We start from the raw sequence: 23109 nt of genomic DNA, 5'->3' as shown, positions 1-23109 counted from the left end.
GAGCCGCTGCTATTTGCTCGCCACCTTGGCCCCCGTGGGGTGGCCCCGGCGTATTTCATGCTGGGTTTCCAGCACTCGATCCAGGGCACTGGTCGCCTGGTGGTCCTGCATCGGCGCATGGATGGCCGCTGACACCAGGCTGATCAGCTTGGCCATCACCTCGGCATCGGTGGCGGGCCGGCCGAGACTCATCGCCTGCATCAGGAAACGCAGCTCGGTGCCGGCGATCACCCCGGAGATGGCCTTGAGGGCGAACTGCAGGCGTACACCGACTTCATTGCGCGGCATATCGGGCAAGGCCAGGGCAAAGGCATTGAAGAATCGCTCGAACACCGGCTGATAATGTTCCTTCAGGTATTCCTGGATGAACGGCGAAGTATCGCTGTAGACCCGCCCGAGGAACCGCACGAAGGACCGCCCTTCCTCGCCGGAGTCGGCACGTTCCAGTCCCATGGCCGGAGCAAACAGCACACCGAGCAGGGTTTCGCAGTCCAGCGGACCGTCGGACTGTTCCTCGCAGCGGGCGAGCAGTTCAAGGCGCTGTTCGTTGAGCGGACCCAGGCGTTGTTCGAGCAAGGCGGTCATCAGGGAGTCCTTGTCCCCGAAGTGGTAGTTCACGGCGGCCAGGTTGACCTGGGCTCGTTCGGTGATCTGGCGCAGCAGCACGGCGTCATAGCCATACTTGGTAAACAGTGCCTCCGTGGCATCCAGCAAGCGAGTCTTGGTGACATTGGGAGCGCTGAGTTTCTTTGCGACCATGTGTGAGGAGCCTTTGCAAGGAGATAACTGACCGAACGAACAGCGTTTTAAAAATAAATTTGATTTTTTATACCTCTGAAAGCCTTGGAACGCAAGCTTCTCGCGGATTCGTTACCCTCGCGCAAGGCAATAGAAGACTCACGAAATATTCGATGAAAAGCCTCGTGAAAGTGTTTCTTGTTGTCACAAAGCTGAGACAAAAAACAGCCATTTTCCTTGCCCTAGACGGCTAGCATCGGACCGGGATCACAGCTACTATTCAAACAAATTTTTAAAATAAGAAAACAAAACCTGTGCTTGACCCTGCCCGCAACTCGCCTGGACGCTTGCCGCGTGACCAGGTGTTGGCAGCATCATGGACGGGCCTGCCGGCGCTATCAGCAATGACTGAAACGACAGCTCACAAAGGTCTCATTTCCCTGCAGGGCATCGGCAAGAGCTACCGGCTCGCCGAGCAACCGCTGACCATCCTCAAGGATGTCTCGCTGTCCATCGAAGCCGGTGAAAGCTGCGCCATTCTCGGTGCCTCCGGTTCCGGCAAAAGTACCCTGCTCAATATCCTCGGCCTGCTCGACCTGCCCAACAGCGGCCGTTATCACTTCGCCGGGCACGATATCTTCAGCGCCAGCCCCGACCAGTTGGCGGCCATTCGCAACCAGCAGATCGGGTTTGTCTTTCAGAGTTTCAACCTGCTGCCACGGCTCGATGCGCTCGACAATGTCGCCCTGCCCCTGAGCTATCGCGGCGTACCGCGCGGCGAATCACTGGCCCGGGCCAAGGCCATGCTCGACCAGGTCGGCCTCGGCGAGCGCGCCCACCACCGTCCAGCCGACCTGTCCGGCGGCCAGCGCCAACGGGTAGCCATTGCCCGGGCGCTGGTCGGTGAACCCTCGGTGATCCTGGCCGACGAGCCGACCGGCAACCTGGACAGCAGCACGGCCCGGGAAATCATGGACCTGCTGCTGGAGCTCAACCGGACCCGCCAGGTGACCCTGATCATCGTCACCCATGATCCACACATCGCCGAGCGCCTGCACCGGCAGATCCGGGTCCAGAACGGTGTGGTGCACGAGACGTGCCCGGCATGAGCCTGCGTGTCGAACAGAGCGCCAGCCAACTGCTGCACGAGGCGTTCGTCAGCCTGCGCACCCTGGGCAAGCGCTCGATCCTGGCGCTGCTGGGGATCGTCATCGGCAGTTCTTCGGTGGTGGCGCTGATCAATATCGGCCATAACGCGGCGCTGGAGGCGGCAGCGATCTTCAAGGACATGGGCACCGATACCCTGACCGTACAGTTTCCCAACAATGGCGACAGTCGCGAGCCGATGCCCGCCCACCTCGACACCGCGCGGCTGCAGGCACAGGTGCCAGCGGTGCTGTACCTGGCGCCGATCGTGCTATCCAGTGGCTCGGTGGTGTTCCAGGGGCATGCCACCAATGCCAACTGGGTCGGTGGCACCGCGCAACTGGCCGGGGCCATGCGCCTGAGGTTGCGTGAGGGACGTTTTCTCTCCGATTTCGATCAGGGTGAAACCTACGTGGTGGTCGGTGATCGCATTGCCCGCACCCTGGGCGTCCCCGGCCACCCCCTGCAAACCGGCGACCGGATCCGCCTCAATGATTACCTGTTCCAGGTCATCGGTATCCTGCAGAGTCAGCCGCCAGCCGCGCTGATTCCGATCCAGACCGATGATTCGCTGTTCCTGCCCCTGGCCGGGATGCGCCGAATCACCGTTTCGCCGCAGATCAGCAGCGTGATTGCCCGGGCCGCCGCCGATCAGGACATGGAAACCGTTGCCGGTGAACTGGCCCAGGCACTGAAAAACACCTTGCGCGGTCGCGCCGTGGAAGTCCAGATACCTCAGCAGATGATCGATGGCATGACCCGGCAGAGCCGGACCTTCGGCTACCTGCTGATGGCCCTGGGGGGCATTTCCTTGATCGGAGGTGGCGTGGGGGTGATGAATGTGATGCTGATGAATGTGTCCGAACGCCGGCGGGAGATCGGCATCCGCATGGCCCTGGGCGCCAGGCGGAGGGACATTCGCAACCTGTTCCTGCTTGAAGCCGTGACACTGACGGCGGTCGGCGCGTTGTCCGGGGCCATCCTCGGCATCAGTGCCGCGTACCTCTACGCCCGGGTATCCGGTTGGCAGTTCTCCCTGTCCGCCGCCTCATTGCCGCTTGGCGTCGGCAGCACCCTGCTGGTAGGCCTGTTCTTCGGGCTCTATCCAGCCCTCTCGGCGTCACGCCTGCAACCGGTGGAGGCGCTACGCGATGAGTAGACGCAGGCCATGGACGGCTACCCTGCTCTGCCTGTTGTGTTGCCAGGCATTGGCCGGCAGCTCGCTGGTGGGCCAGCCCTCGGCGCCGTCCCTGCGCAACGGTCAGCCACGCAGCGTGCTGCTCAGTGAGCAGATCACCAACCTGACCCTGGGCGATGCGGTCTATCTGGGGCTGCGCAACAACCGTGGCATTCGCAGTGCCTATCTGCAACGCATTGCCCAGAAGTTCGACCTGCGGGTCTCCGAAGATGCCTTCAACCCCAAACTGCTGCTTTCCGGCCAGTACCGGACAACCAAGGGCTCCGACGACAGTGCGCGCAATGCCTCGTTGTCGCCCACCGCCAGCTTGTTGGGCGAATATGGCACCCGCCTGAGCATGGCCTGGACCCAGCAGTTGAATAACGCCGACGTCGCCGGTCGCTATCGCAGCGATGGTCTTGACCTGGCGATCGTCCAGCCGCTGATGCGCGGCGCCGGTTGGGATGTGACCACCGCGCCGCTGCGTCTGTCGCGGATCTCCGAGCAGATCAACCGGCTCAATCTCAAGGCCAGCGTCTCCCAGACCATCAGCGATATCATCACGGCCTACCGGGAAATGCTCAGGTCCCAGGAGCAGTTGGTCATCACCCAGGAGGCACTCAAGCGTGCCAGGGCGCTGCTGGAGGTCAACAAGGCCCTGATCGCCTCCGGGCGCATGGCCGAGTTCGAGATCGTCCAGACCGAGGCGGACATCGCGACCCAGGAGCTGGGCGTCGAGGAGGCCCGCAACCAGGTCGATGTCAACCGCCTGTCGTTGCTGCGCCTGCTGGCCCTGGATCTGTCGACGCAGATCCGTGCCAGCGAGGCGCTGGAGGCCTCGCAGGTCAACATCGACAAGCAGGATGCCCTGCGCGTGGCCAAGGTCCAGCAACCGGGGTATCTCGCGACGCTACTGGGCAGCCAGCAGGCCGATCTCAACCTGGTGATCGCCAAGGACCAGGGGCGCTGGGACGTGTCACTGGTGGCCGGGGCCAACCAGATACGCGACCGCCTGGACAACGACGTCGGTAACAGCGGCTCACGCCGCTGGGACAGCTATGCCGGGGTCCAGGTGCAGATTCCCATCGGTGATCTGAGCACCCGCCAGGCCGAAGTGCATGCGCGGGTCGACGTGGAGAACCAGGAACTCATCCAGGCTGATGCACGCCAGGCCCTGGAGCGCAGTGTCAACGATGTGGTGCGTGACCTGGGTACACGCTGGCGCCAGTATGAAATTGCCCGGCGCGCGGTGGACCTGTCCAGGCGCAAGCTGGATATCGAACGGGACAAGCTCAGCGTCGGACGCTCGAGCAACTTCCAGGTATTGAGTTACGAAAGCGACCTGCGCAACGCCGAGAACTCGCGCCTCAATGCACTGATCGCCTATCTGAACGCCCAGACCCAACTGGATCTGACCCTGGGCATGACTCTGGAGAGCTGGGACATTGCACTCAATGACTACTGACAAGCCGCTGCGGCGCAAGCGCTGGATACAGGGAGCCGGGCTGCTGCTCACGCTGGTGGTGGCCGGTGCCGTCGTCACCACCCTGCGCGCACCGGCCGCCGACGAGCCCGCAGATGGACGCTGGATCGCGGTGCAAGTCTCGCCACTGGTGCATCAGATCGGCCTGGTCGGCAAGATCGAACCGCAAAGGACCATCATCCTCACTGCCCCGTTCGACGGCAACGTACGAGCGATAGACGTCGAACAGGGGCAACGGGTCGAATCTGGACAGACCCTCCTGCAGATGGACCCGGGGCTGCTGGAGATCCAGTTGCGCGATGCGCTGTCGGCGCAGCTCAAGGCACGCCGGGCGGTGCAGGAGCTGCAGGATTGGAAGAACAGCCCGCAAGTGTCCCGGGCCCAGCGGACCTTGCGCAGTGCGCAGATGACGGTCGGCAACAGTGAACGCAAGTTGAACGAAAGCCAGAAGCTGTTCGAACGCGGCATCATTCCGCGCAACGAACTGCAGGATCTGCAGCAGCAGTTGCAAAGCCAGCGCATAGACCTGACTGCGGCAGAAGGTGACCTGCAGCAGGCGCTGGACCAGGGCAAGGGCGAATACCGCCAGATCGCCGATATGGAACTGACCAACGCCACCGTCAAGTACGAGGCGCTCAAGGCCCTGCTCGACGGCAGGAACGTGGTGGCGCCCTTTGCCGGCATCGTCGTCCCTGCTCCTGGCAGCAGCGGCCCGCAGAACGCTTCCAGCAACAATTCGGCCCCGGTGCAGACCGGCAGCCGGGTCACCCAGGGCCAGATACTGTTCGGACTGGCCAACATTGAACAGCTGAAGATTGTCAGCAAGGTCTCCGAGCTGGATATCAACCAGTTGCACCAAGGCCAGAGCGTGGAAATCCTCGGCGATGGCTTCGACGGTGAACGGCTCAGTGGTTCGGTCGATATCGTCAGTAGCCTGGCACTGCCCAATGACGCGCCGGGTGGCAGTGCACAGTTTCCGGTGACCCTGTCGATCCCCAAGTTGACCCTCGAGCAGCTGCAACGGGTGCGCCTGGGCATGAGCGCCCGGTTGACCATCGTCACCTATCGCAACGACCAGGCGATCGTGTTGCCGGCGGCGGCTATCCAGCATGACGCCAAGGGTATGGTGGTGGATTACCGCGAGGCGGCAGGCCAGCCAGTGAAGCGTGTGCCGGTAAAAACCGGGCAGGCGACCCCCGATGGAGTGGAAGTCTTTGGGTTGCAGCCGGGCTTTGTGCGATTGGCGCAGTGACCAGCCAGCCCCTTTGGGCAGCCGCAACAGCGAATGATCAGGGCCGATTCCAGCTTATGTCCGAGTCGATACGCCAATATCTGGCTGCACGCTTGCAGACCGCTGCAGCGGTCACTCTGGTTGTTCAATCGAGACCGGTGTTTTCATCCAATTAAAGTCGAAACTCTCCAGGCCTGGGCGGCCAACTATGGCGTTCGGCGCAAGTCCATCCCGTGGACCCGACCCAAATGACTGTTTTGTAAATAAAATACCCAGATACTGGAACTTGGGACGTTCGAAACAGGTTCGTGCCAAACCCTTGCACACGGGTGTTTGCCGTTTCTCATTCAATCCTGGGCGGGAACCTTGAGGTCGACTCCAAGCGCCTGGGCGAACGACTTGATCAGCGGGCTGCGCGTCGTGTTGTGACGCAGGATCAGATTGAATGCCGTACTGAACCGAATGACCTCCGGGCGCAGGGCCCGCAGTTTCCCCGCGGCGACCTGTGCCGCGGCGTAATGCCGGGGCAGGAAGCCGACAAAACGCCCGGTCTGGATCAGCATCGCCACCGCCTCGACCTGAGACGCGGAAGCCGAATGACTGTCCTGTCCGACGAAATTGAGCTTGTCGCGGTGGATGGCGTAGCGGTGGTTGATGAAGGGCTGGGTACGCAGCACATCGACATCGATCAGGGCGTCATCGACATCGAACAAGGGGTGCCCCACACCACAATAAGCCTCTGACAATTCCTCATACAACTTGAAGTAATCAAACTCTTCCCTGCGTTGATATACCGGCACTATCCCGGCAATGAAACGCCCTTCGACCACGCCTCGCTCGACTTCATCCAATTGGGCAGCGTGCAAGCGAAACCTGACCTTTGGAGATTCATCATTGATAAGGCGCAAGGCGGAAATCAACGGGGAATTTTCATCGGAAATCGTGTTATCCACGACACCAATACTAAGATCACCAACAAGTTCATTCTGGGCAGAACTAAGGCGATCACGAAACTTGTCTACCGATGCAAATAACTCAATTGAAGCCTGATACACCAGGCTCCCCTCTTCGGTCAGGCAAAACCCTTCCCGCCCACGTGTGCAAAGGCGCATGCCGATCCGGATTTCCAGGTCGGAAATCTGTTTGCTGATGGCCGCAAGCCCCACGTTCAACTCGTTTTGAGCGGCACTGAAACCACCGGCCTCGACCACCGCCTTGAACACCTTGAGCAATTTGAAGTCCAGTCCACTGAGCGCCAAGGGCGCTCTCTGGACCGGCTTCGCCGATGGGTTTCCAGAATTGGAAAGTTGGGTTTCCATAATGCTTATTGACCTCTAACCGCCTATTCACCAGGATTTGTTCCACAAGAAAAACATAGCCGGTTAATAATAATGACCACAGAAAACAAGGCTTGGCAACCACAACAAATTCCTGCGAATCAGCACAAGTCCGCTGGTTGTACGCGTTTAAAAACTGACGTTCCGATCAGTTCCTTTCAGTTACAACTGCCCTCCTGAAAAGCGCCTGACCCACCCGCCCACGACTGGCCCCAGCCCGTCCGGAAGGCCGTGATGGTCCTGCGTCGAACACTCAAATCCGTGCGAGGAAAACAATAATGACCCAAGCCACCGATCGTCTCTGGGGCGCCCGTTTCAAGAGCGGACCATCCGCCGCGCTGGCTGCGCTGTCCCGCTGCCCGGAGCGCTACTTCCGCCTGACGCCCTACGACCTGGCGGGTTCACGGGCGCATGCCCACGAATTGCAACGTGCCGGCCTGCTGGATGAGCAGGAAACCCGCACCCTGATCGAGGCGCTGAACCGGATTGGCGAAGACTTCCAGGCCGGGCGTATCGCCCCGACGCTCGACGACGAAGACGTCCATACCTTCATCGAGCGGTTGCTGACCGAACGCCTCGGCGCCCTGGGTGGCAAGCTTCGGGCCGGGCGCTCGCGCAACGACCAGACCGCCAACGACCTGCGGTTGTTCCTGCGTGATCATGTCCGTACCCTGGCCACTGAGGTCCTGGCACTGCAGCAGGCGCTGGTGGAACAGGCCGAACAACACGTGGAGAGTATCTGCCCAGGCTTTACCCACCTGCAGCAGGCCCAACCGATCGTCTTCGCCCACCACCTGCTGGCTCATGCCCAATCGATGCTGCGCGATGTCCAGCGGCTGGTCGACTGGGACGCCCGCACCGCACTATCGCCGCTGGGCGCGGCCGCCATGGCCGGCTCGGCCATCGCCCGCCAACCGCAGCAGTCGGCCCGGGAGATGGGCTACGCGGGGGTCTGTGAGAACTCGATCGACGCGGTGGCCAGCCGTGACCACGTCGCCGAGTTCCTGTTCGTGGCCAGCATGCTCGGCATCAACATCTCGCGCCTGGCCGAAGAGTTCTGCCTGTGGTCGTCGCGTCAGTTCCGCTGGGTGAACCTGGATGACGCCTATGCCACCGGCAGCTCGATCATGCCGCAGAAAAAGAACCCGGACATCGCCGAACTGGCACGGGGCAAGGCCGGCCGCCTGATCGGCAACCTCACCGGCCTGCTGTCGACCCTCAAGTCGCTGCCGCTTTCCTACAACCGCGACCTGAGCGAAGACAAGAACGGCGTGCTCGACAGTGTCGACACCCTGTTGCTGGTGCTACCGGCGATGGCCGGCATGGTCGCGACCATGACGGTGAACGTCGAGGAACTGCGGCGCCAGGCGCCGTTGGGCTTCACCCTGGCCACCGAAGTGGCCGACTGGCTGGCGGTTCGCGGCGTACCGTTCAAGGAGGCCCACGAGATCACCGGCGCCCTGGTCAAGGCCTGCGAAGCCCGTGATATCGAGCTGTGGGACGCCAGCCCGGCACTGCTGGCCGAAGTCGACAGCCGGCTGACCCCGGACGTGCGTGACAGCCTGACCCTGGAAGCGGCCATCAACGCCCGCAGCGGCTGGGGTGGAACCGCTCCACACCAGGTGCGCGAGCAGATCAGCCGGCTGAAGACAGCCCTGGCCGCGCAACAGCAATGGGCGGCGGATTACTCAGGCTTCCGTCTCTGAAGAAACACCGAACCGGCAACACCGCTCCCCCCTGTAGGAGCCGGGCTTGCCCGCGAATAGGCCCTTGAGGCCGCTAAAAGCTTCGCGGGCAAGCCCGGCTCCTACAGGGAGGGCGGCGATCCACAGTTGGAAACACAGGTGGCGCCCAGCGGCGCCGCATACGGAGAAACACCATGAGCCAGACCCAGGCGGACCGCCTACTCGCCGAGCGCAAGCAAGCCGAGAACCAGTTCGACATCACCCAGTACGAACACGTGCCGCGCCGTTACTACGGGCGGATCCTTTTCGCCACGCTGATTGTCGTTGCCCTCATCGGCCTGGTCCGGGCCTTCGCCAATGGCCAGATCGAATGGTCGTACATCGGCCAGTTCGTCACCGCCAAGTCGATCCTGACCGGACTGCTCAATACCCTGGTCATGGCCGTCCTGGCGATGGCCCTGGGCATCCTGTTCGGCATCATCACCGCGATCATGCGCATGTCGTCCAACCCGATCCTGCGTTATGTCGCCATCGCCTACACCTGGCTGTTCCGCGGCACACCGCTGATCCTGCAACTGCTGCTGTGGTTCAACCTCGCGCTGATCTTCCCGACCATCGGGATTCCCGGCCTGTTCCAGCTCGACACGGTGAGCCTGATGACCCCGTTCGTTGCCGCCCTGCTCGGCCTCAGCATCAACCAGGGCGCCTACACCGCCGAGGTGGTGCGGGCCGGCCTGCTCTCGGTGGACACCGGGCAGTACGAGGCCGCCAAGTCGATCGGCATGCCGCGCCTGCAGGCGCTGCGCCGGATCATCCTGCCCCAGGCCATGCGCATCATCATCCCGCCGGTGGGCAACGAGTTCATCAGCATGGTCAAGGCAACCAGCCTGGCCAGCGTGATCCAGTACTCGGAGCTGCTCTACAACGCACAGAACATCTACTACGCCAACGCCCGCGTAATGGAGCTGCTGATGGTCGCCGGCATCTGGTACCTGCTGGCAATCACCCTCTTGTCCTTTGCCCAAAGCCGCCTGGAGCGCCGATTCGCTCGCGGCGCCGGCAAGCGTTCGTAAGTGCCCTGGAGAACCTGCCCATGAGAACCATCGTCAAGGCCGTTGGCCTGAACAAGCACTACGACTCGTTCCACGCCCTCAAGGACGTCAATATCGAAGTCGAACAGGGCGAGGTGCTGTGCATCATCGGCCCATCCGGCTCAGGCAAGAGCACCCTGCTGCGTTGCGTCAACCAGCTGGAAAGGATCGACAAGGGCGGCCTCTGGGTCGACGGCGAGCTGGTCGGCTACCGCGTGGTCGGCAACAAGCTGCACGAACTCAACGAAGCGCAGATCGCCCGCCAGCGCCTGGCCACCGGCATGGTGTTCCAGCGTTTCAACCTGTTCCCGCACATGACCGTGCTGGAAAACATCATCGAAGGCCCGGTCCAGGTCCTCAAGCGTTCGCCCAAGGAGTCAACGGACGAAGCCCTGGAGCTGCTGGCACGGGTCGGCCTGGCGCACAAGCGCGACAGCTACCCCATCGAGCTGTCCGGCGGCCAGCAGCAACGGGTGGCGATCGCCCGGGCACTGGCGATGCGGCCCAAGCTGATGCTGTTCGATGAACCCACTTCGGCACTCGACCCGGAACTGGTCGGTGAGGTGCTGTCGGTGATGCGCGACCTGGCGCGCACCGGCATGACCATGATCGTCGTCACCCATGAACTGGGCTTCGCCCGCGAGGTTTCCAATCGCATGGTGTTCATGGACGGCGGACAGATCGTGGAGGAAGGAAGCCCCGAAGAGATACTTATAAATCCACAGAACCCCCGCACCCAAAGCTTCATTTCTGCCGTTCGAACCTAGGTTCATGCTGAACCTCACAACATTTCATAAGAGAACGACCATGAAGAACCTCGCAATCCCAGCAGTACTCGCCGGCCTGATGGCTTCCAGCTTCACCGGGGCCGCCGAACTGCCCGCCACTATCAAGGCCAAGGGCGAGATCGTCGCCGCCATCGTGCCGAACTACCCGCCGATGGACTTCAAGGACCCGGCCACCAACGAGCTGACCGGTGTCGACTTCGACCTGGGCAACGCCCTGGCCAAGCGCCTGGGTGTGAAGATCAAGTGGCAGGAGACCTCCTTCGAACAGATGATCAATGCCCTGACCACCAAGCGCGTGGACATCGTGCTCTCGGGCATGACCGACACTGCCGAGCGCCAGAAGGCGGTGGATTTCGTCGATTACTTCACCAGCGGCTCGCAGTTCTACACCCTGGAGAAGAACAAGGACATCAACGAGATGACCGATATCTGCGGCAAGGTCGTCGGTACCAGCCGGCGTACCACCTTCCCGGCGGAAATCGCCGCCTGGAGCAGCGCGCACTGCCCGGCCGACAAGCAGATCAAGGTGATCGGCACCGAAGGCTCGGCCGACGCTCGCGCACAACTGCGCCAGAGCCGTATCGCCGCCGCCGTCCAGGGCAGCGAGACCCTGCCGTACCTGGCGACCCAGGAGAAGAACACCTTCAAGATCATCGGCACGCCGATGACCGTGCAGTTCACCGGCCTGGGCGTCAGCAAGGAAAACCAGCAACTGCGTGACGCCATCCAGGCGGCGTTGCAGGACATGATCGCCGACGGCAGCTACCAGCAGATCCTGAAGAAGTGGGACCTGTCGGTTGGTGCGGTCAGCGAAGTTGCTATCAACAAGGGCCAGTAAGCGCCGGTCAACAAGGAATAACCACCCATGTCCTCGACTCCAACCTGGCCGAATGGGCACAAGGCCTGCCTGGCCCTGGCCTTCGACCTCGACGGTCCGACCGGCGATGCCATGCTGGATGGCTCGATCTGGCACAAGCCCGAGTACTTCGGCTTTGGCGGCTATGGCCCCTATCGGGCGTTACCACGGCTGCTCGACCTGCTGGAGGAATTTCGCCTGCCAACCACGTTCTTCGTCCCGGCCTGGGTCGTGGAGAACTGGCCACGACAGTGCCAGGCGATCATCGAGCGGGGACATGAGGTGGCCTACCACGGCTACAAGCACGAATCCTTTTACGCCCTTGCGCTGGAACAGCAGAAGGACGTGATGAAAAAATGCCGCGAGGTGTTCTGGCAACACCTGAACATCCGCGCCGAGGGCTTTCGCACACCTTCGGGGGACTGGCAGCGCGACACGCCGGCGATGCTGGTGGAAAATGGCGTGATCTATTCCAGCAGCATGCGCGGCGACGATCGCCCGTATCTGGTCAATGTCCCCGGCCACAGCCAACCACTGGTCGAAATCCCTGGCCGCTGGGAAATGGACGACTACGCCTCGATCGCCTACACCCGCGGGCCGGATTTTCCCAGCGGGCTGGACCGCACCGCCAGCTATGAGCTGACCCTGGACAACTGGTGCCGTGAATTCGACGGTGCCGCCGATGAAGGCCTGTGCCTGACCACCCTGTTCCACCCCAAGATCACTGGAAAACCGGGGCGCCTGGTGCTGCTCGAGCGGCTCTTCGAACACATGCGCCAGCGCGATGACGTCTGGTTCGCCACCTGTCGTGAAGTCGCCCACTGGTGGCTCAAGGAGCATCATCATGGCTGAGTTCATCCGCACACCCGTCGCCAGGGCCCCGTTCAAGAGCCCTTGGCCTGCGCCCTACCGCAGTGCGGTGGTGATCACCGTCGACTACAACGACATCCATGGCATCCTGACCCAGGCCCCCCAGGTGGCCGGGCGTGACAAGACCCTTTCGGTCTGGCGCTACGGCACCCAACGCGGGGTCGAGCGCCTGCTTGCCCTGTTCGATGAGTTGAACGTGCGCAGCAGTTGGTGCATCCCGGGGATAGTCGCCGAGGAAAACCCGGTGCCTATCCGGGCCATCCTCGCCGGCGGCCATGAAATCGCCTGCAGCGGTTATCACCACCAGGACTACGACCTGCTCAGCCTGGCAGAACAGAAAACCGCCCTGATCCGCGGTTGCGAAAGCCTGGCCAACCTCACCGGGCAGCGCCCCCGCGGCTTTCGGATACCCGCTGGCCAGTGGCGGCCAGGCTTTACCGAGGCCTTGCAGGAACAGGGCATCCGCTGGTCGTCCTGCTGGCGTGGCGATGACCTGCCGTTCGCCCACCCGACGGCGCCAGGGCTGATCGAGCTGCCGCTGCACTACGAACTCGAAGACGAACCCTACTTCGCCTTCAACCTGAGCCCGGCCGTGCCGCCGGCGCAGTCACGGATCGCGTCCTACAGCCACACGCTGGGCAACCTGCAGATGGACTTTGCCGGTTTTTACCGCTTTGGCCTGTGCTACGTGCTGCGCTTGCACCCTGAGATCATTGCAACGCCAGGACGTATTGGCGTGCTGCGCGAGCTGTTGCAGGGCATCCAGCGCCATGACGATGTCTGGATCACCACGGCCGAGGAAGTCGCCCAGTGGTGGTCAAGCCATGCAGCGCCCATGACCGAGGACCATCCGGCGGCAGTCTACGAGCGGCATTACCGCACCTACCTGTCATGAGGACTTCGACCTGCGCCTGGCAGCCACAACAATAAGGACATAGCCCAACCGTGGCCACCTACTCTCTCGTTATCCGCCGGTTGATGATCTGTTCGGTGACCATTGTCGTCAGCCGTGCCATCACCAGCCCGCTGTTGACCCTGTTCCTGAGCCACAAGCTGGGCCTGAACCAGCAGGACATCGGCCTGCTGCTGGGGATAGCGGTCTTCATCGCCACCCTGATGTCGCTGTATGGCGGCTACGTCATCGACCGGCTGGAGAAACGCCGGTTGCTGATCCTGGCCATGTTGTCGAGTGCCATCGGCTTTACGCTGCTGACCTTCGCTCAGAACCTGTACCTGACCACCCTGACCCTGGTCATCACTGAAGCCGCATCGGCGCTGTTCCTGATCGGTTCCAAGGCGATCATCAGCGAGAACCTGCCCATGGGCCAACGTGCCAAGGTATTCTCGCTGCGCTACACCCTGACCAACGTCGGCTATGCCACCGGCCCCATGCTTGGGGTGGTGATTGCCGGGGTACAACCACAGGCTCCCTTCCTGATCGCAGCCGGCATTGCCTTCTCGAGCATGTTCCTGATGTTCGGCATCGCGCCACGAACCGAAGAGTCGTCCGCCAAGCCGAGCAGTTTCCTCGATACCCTGCGCACCCTGCGTGGCGACCGCACTCTGATCCTGTTCACCTGCGGCAGCCTGCTCAATACCATCGTCCATGGCCGCTACACCCTGTACCTGTCGCAGTACCTGCTGGTGACCCACAGCAATCAGGATGCCCTGGCCACCCTGTCGGCGATCCTGGCCTGCAACGCCATCAGCGTGATCCTGCTGCAGTACCAGATCGGGCGCTTTCTCAAGCGCGATCAACTGCGCTACTGGATGGGCGTGGGCATCGCCTTCTTCATCATCGGCCTGATCGGCTTCAGCTACGCCACCCACCTGGTGTCCTGGTGCCTGGCCATGTTCATCTTCACCCTCGGCGAAATGATCATCTACCCGGCCGAGTACCTGTTCATCGACACCATCGCTCCCGAACACCTGCGCGGCAGTTACCTGGGGGCCCAGAACCTCGCGGCCCTGGGCGGTGCCATGAGCCCGGTGATCTGTGGCTATCTGCTGATCAATACCCCTCCGGCGACGATGTTCTACGCGCTCTGCGGCTTGACGGCAGTGGGTGGCGGCCTGTGCTTCCTGGCTGGGCGCGGCATGCATTCACTGCAAAAATAGTGAAGTTAAAGCGCATTATTATGAATTAGCCAATCATTGAAGGAACCGGCACACTGGCGTCGTTCCTTCCCCCCAATGTTGGAACCTTGAGAGGGCTTGGCGCGGGTCGCACAAGCCCCTTTTTTTGTCCGATGCCTTCGAAGTGGATCGTTTTCAGCATGCTTGCCCGTTGGTCACGCCGTTTACTGCCGCCCTCCCTCAATACCCGCCCGACAGAATGGAGCCGCGCCGCCATAGGCGTTGGCCTTGGCACCCTGATCAGTGTCTGGGCCTGCGCCCAACTGTTCGGACTACCGGTGGCGCTGCACCTGATTGGCCCACTCGGTGCCTCGGCGGTGCTGCTGTTCGCTGTTTCCTCGGGTGCCCTCGCCCAGCCCTGGTCGATCATTGGCAGTTATTTGTGCGCCACCCTGATCTCCATGCTGGTCGTACACTGGCTGGGACGTAGCCTGGGCAGCGCCGGCCTGGCGGTCGCGCTGGCGGTACTTGGCATGTGCCTGCTGCGCTGCCTGCATCCGCCTGCCGGTGCCCTGGCGCTACTGATGGTGATTGCCGACCCGGACACCGTCGCACTGGGCTGGCAGGTACTGGAGCCGGTGATGCTCGCAGCGGCCTGCCTGCTGGCGGTTGCCATCGGCTACAACAACCTGACCCGGGTTCGTTATCCCAAGGTGCATGTCGAACCCCCAAAGACGTTCATCAGCACACCCCAACCCGGTGAACCACCCGGCATCACCCGCGAGGACCTGGAACAGGCCCTGGCCCAGATGGAGGAGTTCATCGACGTGACACCCGAAGATCTGGAGCAACTGATCACCGCCTGCGAGACCCAGGCCAAACGCCGCAGCATTGGCGAGGTCTTCGCCTCCCGCCCCTGATTTTTGCCCCAAGCTGGAGCAGATACCCCACCTGGCAACCATTGACGGTGCAGTGTGGGGGCCGGCTTGCTGGCAATTGCGTCCTCCCAGGCACCGCATAATCCGCTGGCACAACCGGAAACACGGGTTGGCGCAAAGCTTGCAGACAGCGAAACAACAGCCGTCAACGTAGACGGTTGATTTCACGACAAAGGCGCCGTGTTGCCCCGTTTCGACGGAGTGCGACACAGCGCCTTTTTCATTTGTGCAAGTTTTCCTCGGGCAGGAGCAACGGACCATGACCCAGACCAGCGTACGCAGCGTGTGCCCCTACTGCGGTGTCGGTTGCGGCATCGTCATGGAAGTGCGCGACAACCAGGTGATCAAGGTCAGCGGGGACAAGCAGCACCCGACCAATTTCGGCCGCCTGTGCACCAAGGGCAGCACCTGCGCGCAGCCACTGGCGCATTCCGGGCGCATGGCGCAGGCCTTCATGCGCCACGAACGCAAGCGCGACCCCGGCCAGGTCGGCATGGATCAGGCCATCGGCGAAACCGCGCGACGGCTCAAGGCGATCCTCGATGAGCACGGCCCCCACGCGCTGTCATTCTATGTCTCCGGACAGATGTCGCTGGAGGCCCAGTACCTGATCAACAAGCTCGCCAAGGGCTTCGTACGTACCAACCTGATCGAGTCCAACTCACGCCTGTGCATGGCCAGCGCCGGCGCCGGCTACAAACTGTCGCTTGGGGCTGACGGGCCGCCGGGCTCCTATCAGGACTTCGACCAGGCCGAGCTGTTTTTCGTGATTGGCGCGAACATGGCCGATTGTCATCCCATCCTGTTCCTGCGCCTGATGGATCGGCTCAAGGCCGGGGCCCGGCTGATCGTGGTCGACCCCCGACGCAACGCCACCGCCGAAAAGGCCGACCTGTTCCTGCAGATCAAGCCGGGCAGCGACCTGGCCCTGCTCAATGGCCTGCTGCACCTGCTGGTGAAGAACGGCCACACCGATCCCGAGTTCATCGCCCATTTCACGGAGGGCTGGGAGGCACTGCCGGACTTTCTCGAGGACTACCACCCGGCCCGCGTCGCCGAACTGACCGGCCTGCCCGAGGCGCAGCTGCACCAGGCCGCACAGTGGATCGGCGAGGCCACTGAATGGATGAGCTGCTGGACCATGGGCCTGAACCAGAGTACCCACGGCACCTGGCACACCAACGCCCTGTGCAACCTGCACCTGGCCACCGGGGCGATCTGCCGGCCCGGCAGCGGCCCGTTTTCCCTGACCGGCCAACCCAACGCCATGGGCGGCCGCGAGATGGGCTACATGGGCCCGGGCCTGCCCGGCCAGCGCTCGGCGCTGGTGCCTGCGGACCGCGAGTTCATCGAGGACCTGTGGCAGATTCCCCGTGGCAGCCTGAGCCAGCAGGTCGGAGGCGGCAGCGTCGCCCTGTTCGAGGACATGCAAGCCGGCAAGGTCAAGGCCTGCTGGATCATCTGCACCAACCCGGTGGCCTCCTCGCCCAACCGGCAAAAGGTCATTGCCGGCCTGCAAGCTGCCGAACTGGTGATCGCCCAGGACGCTTTCCTCGACACCGAAACCAATCGCTATGCCGACATCCTCCTGCCAGCCGCCCTGTGGGCCGAGGCCGAGGGCGTGATGATCAACTCCGAACGCAACCTGACGCTGATGCGCAAGGCGATCGATGCACCCGGCCAGGCCCTGCCGGATTGGCAGATCATCGCCCGGGTTGCCTGCGAAATGGGTTATGCCGCAGCCTTCAGCTATGCCAGCGCGGCCGAGGTGTTCGAAGAGATCAAGCGGGCCTGGAACCCCGGGACCGGCTACGACCTGCGCGGAGCCAGCTACGAACGCCTGGAACAGGCACCCTTGCAGTGGCCGTGTGGCCCCGGTCAGCAGTCCCATCGCAACCCGATCCGCTACCTCAATGATGGCCTGGGCAGGCCTGCCCTGCCAGCCGCCGACGGCAGCTACCCACGCTTGCTGTTTCCCACCGCCAGCGGCAAGGCAATGTTCTTCGCCCGGCCCTGGGAGCCCGCGGCCGAGCGGCCCGATGAGCAGTTTCCGTTGGTACTCAACACCGGCCGCCTGCAACACCAGTGGCACACCCTGACCAAGACCGGCAAGGTCGCGGCACTGAACAAGCTCAATCCCGGTCCCTTCGTCGAGATCAACCCGCTCGACGCAGCACGCCTGGGTATCTCCGACAAAGACAGTGTCGAGGTACGCTCGGTGCGCGGCCGGGCGGTACTGCCGGCGCAGGTCAGCGAGCGGGTCGCCCCTGGCAACTGCTTTGCGCCCTTTCACTGGAACGATGTCTACGGCGAGGACCTGGCGATCAACGCGGTTACCAGCGATGCCGTGGACCCGATCTCGCTGCAACCGGAATTCAAGTTCAGCGCCGTGGCCCTCACCCGGGTCGAGTCCCCCCAGCCTGATCCACTGCCCTCGCCCACGCGCACGGAGGCCCCGCAGACCATGCAGACCCAAGCCCTGGCCCGGATCCTCGGGCTCGACACCGCCCCCAGTATCCAGCTGGCACCCAATGAGAATCTCTACCTGCAGGGCTTCCTGCTGGGGTTGGGCAGCAGCCAGGCCAACGCCGGGGTTCCGGCCCTGCCGGCCAATGCCCCGCTGCAGCCGGCCAACCGGCTGATCCTCGAAGGTATCCTGGCCGGGTTGTTTGCCCGTCAGGAGCCGGTCCAGCCGCAGGCACTGGTGAGCCCTGTCATCGCGAACGAGCCGCCGCCCCTGCTGCTGCTCTGGTCATCCCAGACAGGCACGGTGGAGGCCTTCGCCAAATCAGCCGCCGAGCGCCTGCAGAAAAAAGGCCACCGGGTGCGCCTGGCCTCGATGGACAGCATCCAGGCCCAGGAACTGAGCCAGGCCGGTCGTGCGCTGCTGCTGACCAGTACCTTCGGTGACGGCGATCCGCCGGACAATGCCCACGGCCTGTGGCAAGCCCTGGCGGCGGACAGCGCACCCAACCTGGCTAACCTGCGGTTTGCCGTACTGGCCTTCGGTGATTCCAGCTACGACCAGTTCTGCGGCTTTGGCCGCAAGCTCGATGAGCGCCTGCACAGCCTCGGCGCCCAGCGCCTGGCGGCCCGGGTCGACTGCGAACCGGATTACCATGCGCCGGCCAGTGCCTGGTTGGAGACGCTCGATACCGCCCTGGCCGAAAAGCCAGCGCCTGCCACCAGCGCTCCACGCTACAGCCGCCAGCAACCCCTGCCGGCGCGGCTCAAGCATAACCGGCTGCTGAGTGGGCCGGACGCGGGCAAGGAAACCCGCCAGTTCGTCTTCGACCTCGGCGACAGCGGCCTCGACTACCAGGCCGGTGATGCCCTCGGCGTCTGGCCCAGCCATTGCCCGGATCAGGTGGAACGACTGCAAGCTTGCCTTGGCGCGACCACCGCCGACACCGTGGTGACCATCAAGGACCAGACGCCGTTGCCGCTGGTCGAGGCCTTGACTCGCCATCTGGAGATTGGCCGGATCAGCCCTGCGCTGCTGCAACTGGTGCTCCAGCGCAGCGGCAGCAGCCAGCTCAAGCGACTGCTCGCCGACGAACACAAGACCGAACTCAAGGATTGGCTCTGGGGCCGGCAACCGGCTGACCTGTTGCGCGAGCTGCAAGTCGAGTTGCAGGCCCAGGAACTGGTCGATTGCCTGAAACCGCTGCAGCCGCGGCTGTACTCGATCTCCTCAAGTCCCAAGGTGCATCCGGGCGAAGTCCACCTGACGGTGTCCACCGTGCGTTATGAGCGCGCCGGGCAAGCACGCTCCGGTTGCTGCTCCGGCTTTCTCGCCGATCGTGCCGAAGGCCTGGAGGTACCGATCTTCGTGCAGAAATCGGCGAACTTTCGACCGCCAGCCGATCCTCGCGCACCGATGATCATGGTCGGCCCGGGCACCGGGATCGCCCCGTTCCGCGCCTTTCTGCAGGAGCGCCAGGCCACCGGGGCCACCGGCAGGAACTGGCTGTTCTTCGGCGAGCAGCACGCGGCCAGCGACTTCTATTATCGCGAGGAGCTGCAAGCGTGGTCCGAACAGGGTCACCTGCATCGTCTCGATACCGCGTTTTCCCGGGACCAGGCGCAGAAGATCTATGTGCAGCAACGGATGATCGAGCAAGGTGCGCAACTGTGGGCCTGGCTGGAGGATGGCGCGGGCTTCTATGTCTGTGGTGATGCCAGTCGCATGGCACGGGATGTAGATGCGGCACTCAAGCAGGTGGTACGCACCCACGGCGGCCTGGATGCCGAGGCGGCGCAGGCCTATGTCACGGCACTGGCGGCGGACAAGCGTTATGTGCGGGATGTGTACTGAGCCACAACCGCGAAAAGGCCCGGAAGAACGCCCCCATAGCTGGCGAATGCCCCGCAGGATGCACCAACACAGGTCGCTTTTACCCAGGAACCGCTCAAAAAACCCGGAAAAACCGGCAACCCGGCACTTGGCACGCTCCCTGCTTTTATCCGATTACCCTCTGCCATGAATGACCAGGCAGACCGTTCCAGTGGTCAACGGCGATCACCGACAGAACAGGAATAAAACACCAGGCAAAGGCGCCTGGAGCTTCGGCTCCAGGCGTTTTTTTTTGCATTTTTTCTGGCTGGGCCAGCCCGTGACTGGCCGTGATCCGAGGAAGCTCCATGAACGCTATCGTGAATGTCGAACATCGCAAGAAACTGGTGATCGTGGGTAATGGCATGGTGGGCCATCACTGCGTCGAGCAGTTGATCGAACGCGGCGCCCTGCGTCACTTCGAACTGCATGTCTACGGCGAAGAGTGGCAACCGGCCTATGACCGTGTGCATCTGTCCGAGTACTTTGCCGGCAAGGATGCCCACGCCTTGGCCCTTGGCGAGCCCGGCCTGTACGAGCGACATGGCGTCAACCTGCATCTGGGCGTGGAAGTATTGGAGATCGACCGTGATCGCCGGGAGATCGTCACTCGCTCCGGGCGCCAACCCTACGATCAGTTGATCCTGGCCACCGGTTCCTATCCGTTCGTTCCGCCGATTCCCGGCTCCGAAGGCTCGGCACGCCTGGTCTACCGGACACTCGACGACCTCGACGCGATTCGCTCGGCGGCGGCCGAAGCCCGTCGCGGCGTAGTGGTCGGTGGTGGACTGTTGGGCCTGGAGGCAGCCAACGCGCTGAAGTCCCTGGGCCTGGAGGCCCACGTGGTCGAGTTCGCCCCACGGCTGATGCCGGTGCAACTGGACGGTGACGGTGGCGCCGCCCTCAAGGCACAGATCGAAGGCCTGGGTGTCGGTGTCCACCTCTCCCGGGCGACCCGGGAAATCGTCGCTGGTGAGCAGTACCGCTACCGGATGAACTTCGAAGGCGGTGAGTTTCTCGAAACCGACCTGATCGTTTTTTCAGCCGGCATTCGGCCACAGGACCTGCTGGGCCGCAACAGCGGACTGGAAATCGCGCAACGAGGCGGTATCGTCATCGACGGCCACTGCCAGACCAGCGACCCGACTATCTCGGCCATCGGCGAATGTGCGTCCTGGAACGGCAGCGTGTTCGGCCTCGTCGCCCCAGGCTACAGCATGGCGCGCAACGTCGCCGCACGCCTGGCCGGTGAGACCGCCGATACCTTCAATGGCGCCGACATGTCGACCAAGCTCAAGCTGCTCGGCGTCGACGTCGGCTCGATTGGTGACGCCCATGGGGCGACTCCGGGCGCCCGCAGCTACCGTTTCATCGATGAGGCCAATTCGGCCTACCGGCGGCTGGTGGTCGATGCCGAAGGTAAGAAAGTCATCGGCGCCGTGCTGGTCGGCGACAACAGCTATTACGACACCTTGCTGCAATACGTGCAGAACGCAATCGCCCTGCCCCAGGATCCCGCCAGCCTGATCCTGCCGCTGAGCGAAGGCGCACCGACCCTCGGCGCCGATGCCCTGCCGGCAACCGCGACCATCTGTTCGTGCCACAACGTCACCAAGGGCGCGATCTGCTGCGCGGTCGACGCCGGCTGCAGCGACCTTTCCGAACTCAAGGCGCAGACCAAGGCCGCAACCGGCTGCGGTGGCTGCAGCGTACTGCTCAAGCAGGTCTTCGAACACGAACTGGTCGCCCGCGGCGTGGAAGTCGACAAGAGCCTGTGCGAACACTTCGCCTATACCCGCCAGGAACTGTACGCGATGGTCCGGGTGGGTGGCATCGAAACCTTCGAGGAACTGCTCGGTCGCCACGGCAAGGGGCATACCGGCTGCGATATCTGCAAGCCGGCGGTGGGCTCGATCCTCGCCTCGTGCTGGAACCGGCCGATCATGGACAAGGCGCTGGTACCGCTGCAGGACACCAACGACACCTTCATGGCCAACATGCAGAAGAACGGCACCTACTCGATCATTCCACGGATCGCCGCCGGCGAAATCACCCCGGACAAGCTGATTGCCCTTGGTGCCGTGGCGAAAAAATACGACCTCTACACCAAGATCACCGGTGGCCAGCGCATAGACCTGTTCGGTGCACAACTGCACGAACTGCCGCAGATCTGGGGCGAGTTGATCGATGCCGGCTTCGAGACCGGCCACGGCTACGGTAAGTCACTGCGTACGGTGAAATCCTGCGTGGGCAGCACCTGGTGTCGCTACGGGGTGCAGGACAGCGTAGGCATGGCCCTGCTGCTGGAGAACCGCTACAAGGGCCTGCGTGCCCCGCACAAGTTCAAGCTGGCCGTCTCCGGGTGCACCCGTGAATGCGCCGAGGCGCAGAGCAAGGACATCGGCGTGATCGCTACCGAGAAAGGCTGGAACCTGTATGTCTGTGGCAACGGCGGCATGCGCCCACGCCATGCCGAGCTGTTCGCCACCGACCTGGATGACGAGACGCTGATTCGCTACGTCGACCGTTTCCTGATGTTCTATATCCGCACCGCCGACCGCCTGCAGCGCACTTCGGTGTGGCGCGAAAACCTCGAAGGCGGTCTCGACTACCTCAAGGCGGTCATCATCGACGACAGCCTGGGCCTGGCGGCCGAGCTGGAAAGCCAACTGCAACTGGTGGTGGACCGCTACGAATGCGAATGGGCCAACGCCATCAGCGACCCGGAAAAACTCAAGCGCTTCCGCACCTTCGTCAACGACCAGCGCGGCGACCCGGATATCCATTTCGTCAAGGAGCGCGCGCAGCGTCGCCCCGTGCGCGCCAACGAACTCAACCTGATTCCCGTACATGAGGAGGTGGTCTGATGGGCCAATCAACCGCACAACACAGCGTTGCCAGCGACTTCCAGTGGCAGGCGGTCTGCCGCCGCGAAGACCTGGTGGAGAACTCCGGCGTGGTGGTCTGGTTCCACTGCGCACAGGTCGCGCTGTTCTACCTGCCCGATGCCAGCCAGGGGCGCACCCTGTACGCCATCGACAACCATGACCCGCTGTCCGGTGCGAATGTGATCGGCCGTGGCATCGTGGGTCACATCAAGGGCCAGCCGGTGATCGCCTCGCCCCTGTACAAGCAGCACTTCAGCCTGGAAGACGGCCTGTGCCTGGAGTATCCGGAGCAACAACTGCGGGTCTGGCCGGTACGTTGGGCGGGTGACGAGGTGGAAATCGCCGTGATCTGACGTTCGTCGGGAACCTGGCAAAACTGTCAGAACTGACAGTAGCCAGTATCAAGCGCACGGGCCCTAATGGGTATCTGGCAGCTGTATCCATCCGGATTGCCAGCGGGACAGGTGTT

The 23109-nt window shown here is 62.9% G+C and carries 17 protein-coding genes; 15 read left to right on the top strand and 2 right to left on the bottom strand.

All coding sequences use genetic code 11. From position 1 onward, the window contains the following. Nucleotides 1-9: 9 nt before the first annotated feature. Nucleotides 10-759: a TetR/AcrR family transcriptional regulator gene (locus HU752_RS16480; RefSeq protein WP_186676352.1), complete on the bottom strand. Its 750-nt coding sequence runs from the start codon at nucleotides 757-759 to the stop codon at nucleotides 10-12. A gap of 383 nt (nucleotides 760-1142) precedes the next feature. Here HU752_RS16480 and HU752_RS16475 point away from each other — a divergent pair, with 383 nt between their 5' ends. Genes HU752_RS16475 through HU752_RS16460 form a run of 4 tightly spaced genes read left to right on the top strand, consistent with a single transcriptional unit; the run spans nucleotide 1143 to nucleotide 5796 of the window. Then, a complete protein-coding gene (locus HU752_RS16475) occupies nucleotides 1143-1847 on the top strand; it encodes an ABC transporter ATP-binding protein (protein WP_186676354.1) in 705 nt (234 codons plus the stop codon). Then, nucleotides 1844-3043, top strand: coding sequence for an ABC transporter permease (locus HU752_RS16470; RefSeq protein ID WP_186676356.1), 1200 nt, complete (start codon nucleotides 1844-1846; stop codon nucleotides 3041-3043). The genes HU752_RS16475 and HU752_RS16470 overlap by 4 nt, the downstream gene beginning before the upstream one ends. Next, nucleotides 3036-4526, top strand: a complete 1491-nt coding sequence (locus HU752_RS16465) for a TolC family protein (RefSeq protein WP_186676358.1) — start codon at nucleotides 3036-3038, stop codon at nucleotides 4524-4526. The genes HU752_RS16470 and HU752_RS16465 overlap by 8 nt, the downstream gene beginning before the upstream one ends. Continuing rightward, nucleotides 4516-5796, top strand: a complete 1281-nt coding sequence (locus tag HU752_RS16460; protein ID WP_186676360.1) for an efflux RND transporter periplasmic adaptor subunit — start codon at nucleotides 4516-4518, stop codon at nucleotides 5794-5796. Before HU752_RS16465 ends, HU752_RS16460 begins: the two co-directional genes overlap by 11 nt. Nucleotides 5797-6122: 326 nt before the next feature. Here HU752_RS16460 and HU752_RS16455 read toward each other — a convergent pair whose 3' ends face one another. Then, complete coding sequence (locus HU752_RS16455) at nucleotides 6123-7094, bottom strand: LysR family transcriptional regulator (RefSeq protein WP_186676362.1); 972 nt, start codon at nucleotides 7092-7094, stop codon at nucleotides 6123-6125. 296 nt (nucleotides 7095-7390) lie between these two features. Between HU752_RS16455 and argH the strand changes: the two genes are divergently transcribed. The 11 genes from argH to nirD all read left to right on the top strand — a co-directional run bounded on the left by argH (nucleotide 7391) and on the right by nirD (nucleotide 22993). Continuing rightward, nucleotides 7391-8818, top strand: coding sequence for an argininosuccinate lyase (gene argH / locus HU752_RS16450; RefSeq protein ID WP_186676364.1), 1428 nt, complete (start codon nucleotides 7391-7393; stop codon nucleotides 8816-8818). A gap of 173 nt (nucleotides 8819-8991) precedes the next feature. Next, complete coding sequence (locus HU752_RS16445; protein ID WP_186676366.1) at nucleotides 8992-9870, top strand: amino acid ABC transporter permease; 879 nt, start codon at nucleotides 8992-8994, stop codon at nucleotides 9868-9870. Between the two features lie 20 nt (nucleotides 9871-9890). Then, the gene (locus HU752_RS16440; RefSeq protein ID WP_186676367.1) at nucleotides 9891-10655 is read left to right on the top strand and encodes an amino acid ABC transporter ATP-binding protein; all 765 of its coding nucleotides are present in this window, start codon (nucleotides 9891-9893) and stop codon (nucleotides 10653-10655) included. Between the two features lie 40 nt (nucleotides 10656-10695). Continuing rightward, entirely contained in the window at nucleotides 10696-11514 is an 819-nt protein-coding gene (locus HU752_RS16435; RefSeq protein ID WP_186676369.1) for an ABC transporter substrate-binding protein, read from the top strand. A 27-nt stretch (nucleotides 11515-11541) separates the two neighbouring features. Beyond that, the gene (locus HU752_RS16430) at nucleotides 11542-12384 is read left to right on the top strand and encodes a polysaccharide deacetylase family protein (RefSeq protein WP_186676371.1); all 843 of its coding nucleotides are present in this window, start codon (nucleotides 11542-11544) and stop codon (nucleotides 12382-12384) included. Beyond that, on the top strand, nucleotides 12377-13297 hold the full coding sequence (locus HU752_RS16425; RefSeq protein ID WP_186676373.1) for a polysaccharide deacetylase family protein: 921 nt from the start codon (nucleotides 12377-12379) through the stop codon (nucleotides 13295-13297). Before HU752_RS16430 ends, HU752_RS16425 begins: the two co-directional genes overlap by 8 nt. 50 nt (nucleotides 13298-13347) lie before the next feature. After that, nucleotides 13348-14520 carry an MFS transporter gene (locus HU752_RS16420; RefSeq protein ID WP_186676375.1) on the top strand — a complete coding sequence of 391 codons (1173 nt, stop codon included), beginning with the start codon at nucleotides 13348-13350 and terminating at the stop codon, nucleotides 14518-14520. 158 nt (nucleotides 14521-14678) lie between these two features. Then, a complete protein-coding gene (locus tag HU752_RS16415; RefSeq protein ID WP_186676377.1) occupies nucleotides 14679-15398 on the top strand; it encodes an HPP family protein in 720 nt (239 codons plus the stop codon). A 277-nt stretch (nucleotides 15399-15675) separates the two neighbouring features. Then, on the top strand, nucleotides 15676-19734 hold the full coding sequence (locus HU752_RS16410; RefSeq protein WP_186676380.1) for a bifunctional nitrate reductase/sulfite reductase flavoprotein subunit alpha: 4059 nt from the start codon (nucleotides 15676-15678) through the stop codon (nucleotides 19732-19734). Nucleotides 19735-20060: 326 nt separating this feature from the next. After that, a complete protein-coding gene (nirB, locus tag HU752_RS16405; protein ID WP_186676383.1) occupies nucleotides 20061-22619 on the top strand; it encodes a nitrite reductase large subunit NirB in 2559 nt (852 codons plus the stop codon). Further along, the gene (gene nirD / locus HU752_RS16400; RefSeq protein WP_186676386.1) at nucleotides 22619-22993 is read left to right on the top strand and encodes a nitrite reductase small subunit NirD; all 375 of its coding nucleotides are present in this window, start codon (nucleotides 22619-22621) and stop codon (nucleotides 22991-22993) included. Before nirB ends, nirD begins: the two co-directional genes overlap by 1 nt. The last annotated feature ends 116 nt before the right edge of the window (nucleotides 22994-23109 follow it).

The organism is Pseudomonas vanderleydeniana (assembly GCF_014268755.2).
GTDB lineage: Bacteria > Pseudomonadota > Gammaproteobacteria > Pseudomonadales > Pseudomonadaceae > Aquipseudomonas > Aquipseudomonas vanderleydeniana.
The sequence above is the reverse complement of the archived record's forward strand: the minus strand, read 5'-3'. Positions and strand labels throughout refer to the sequence as shown.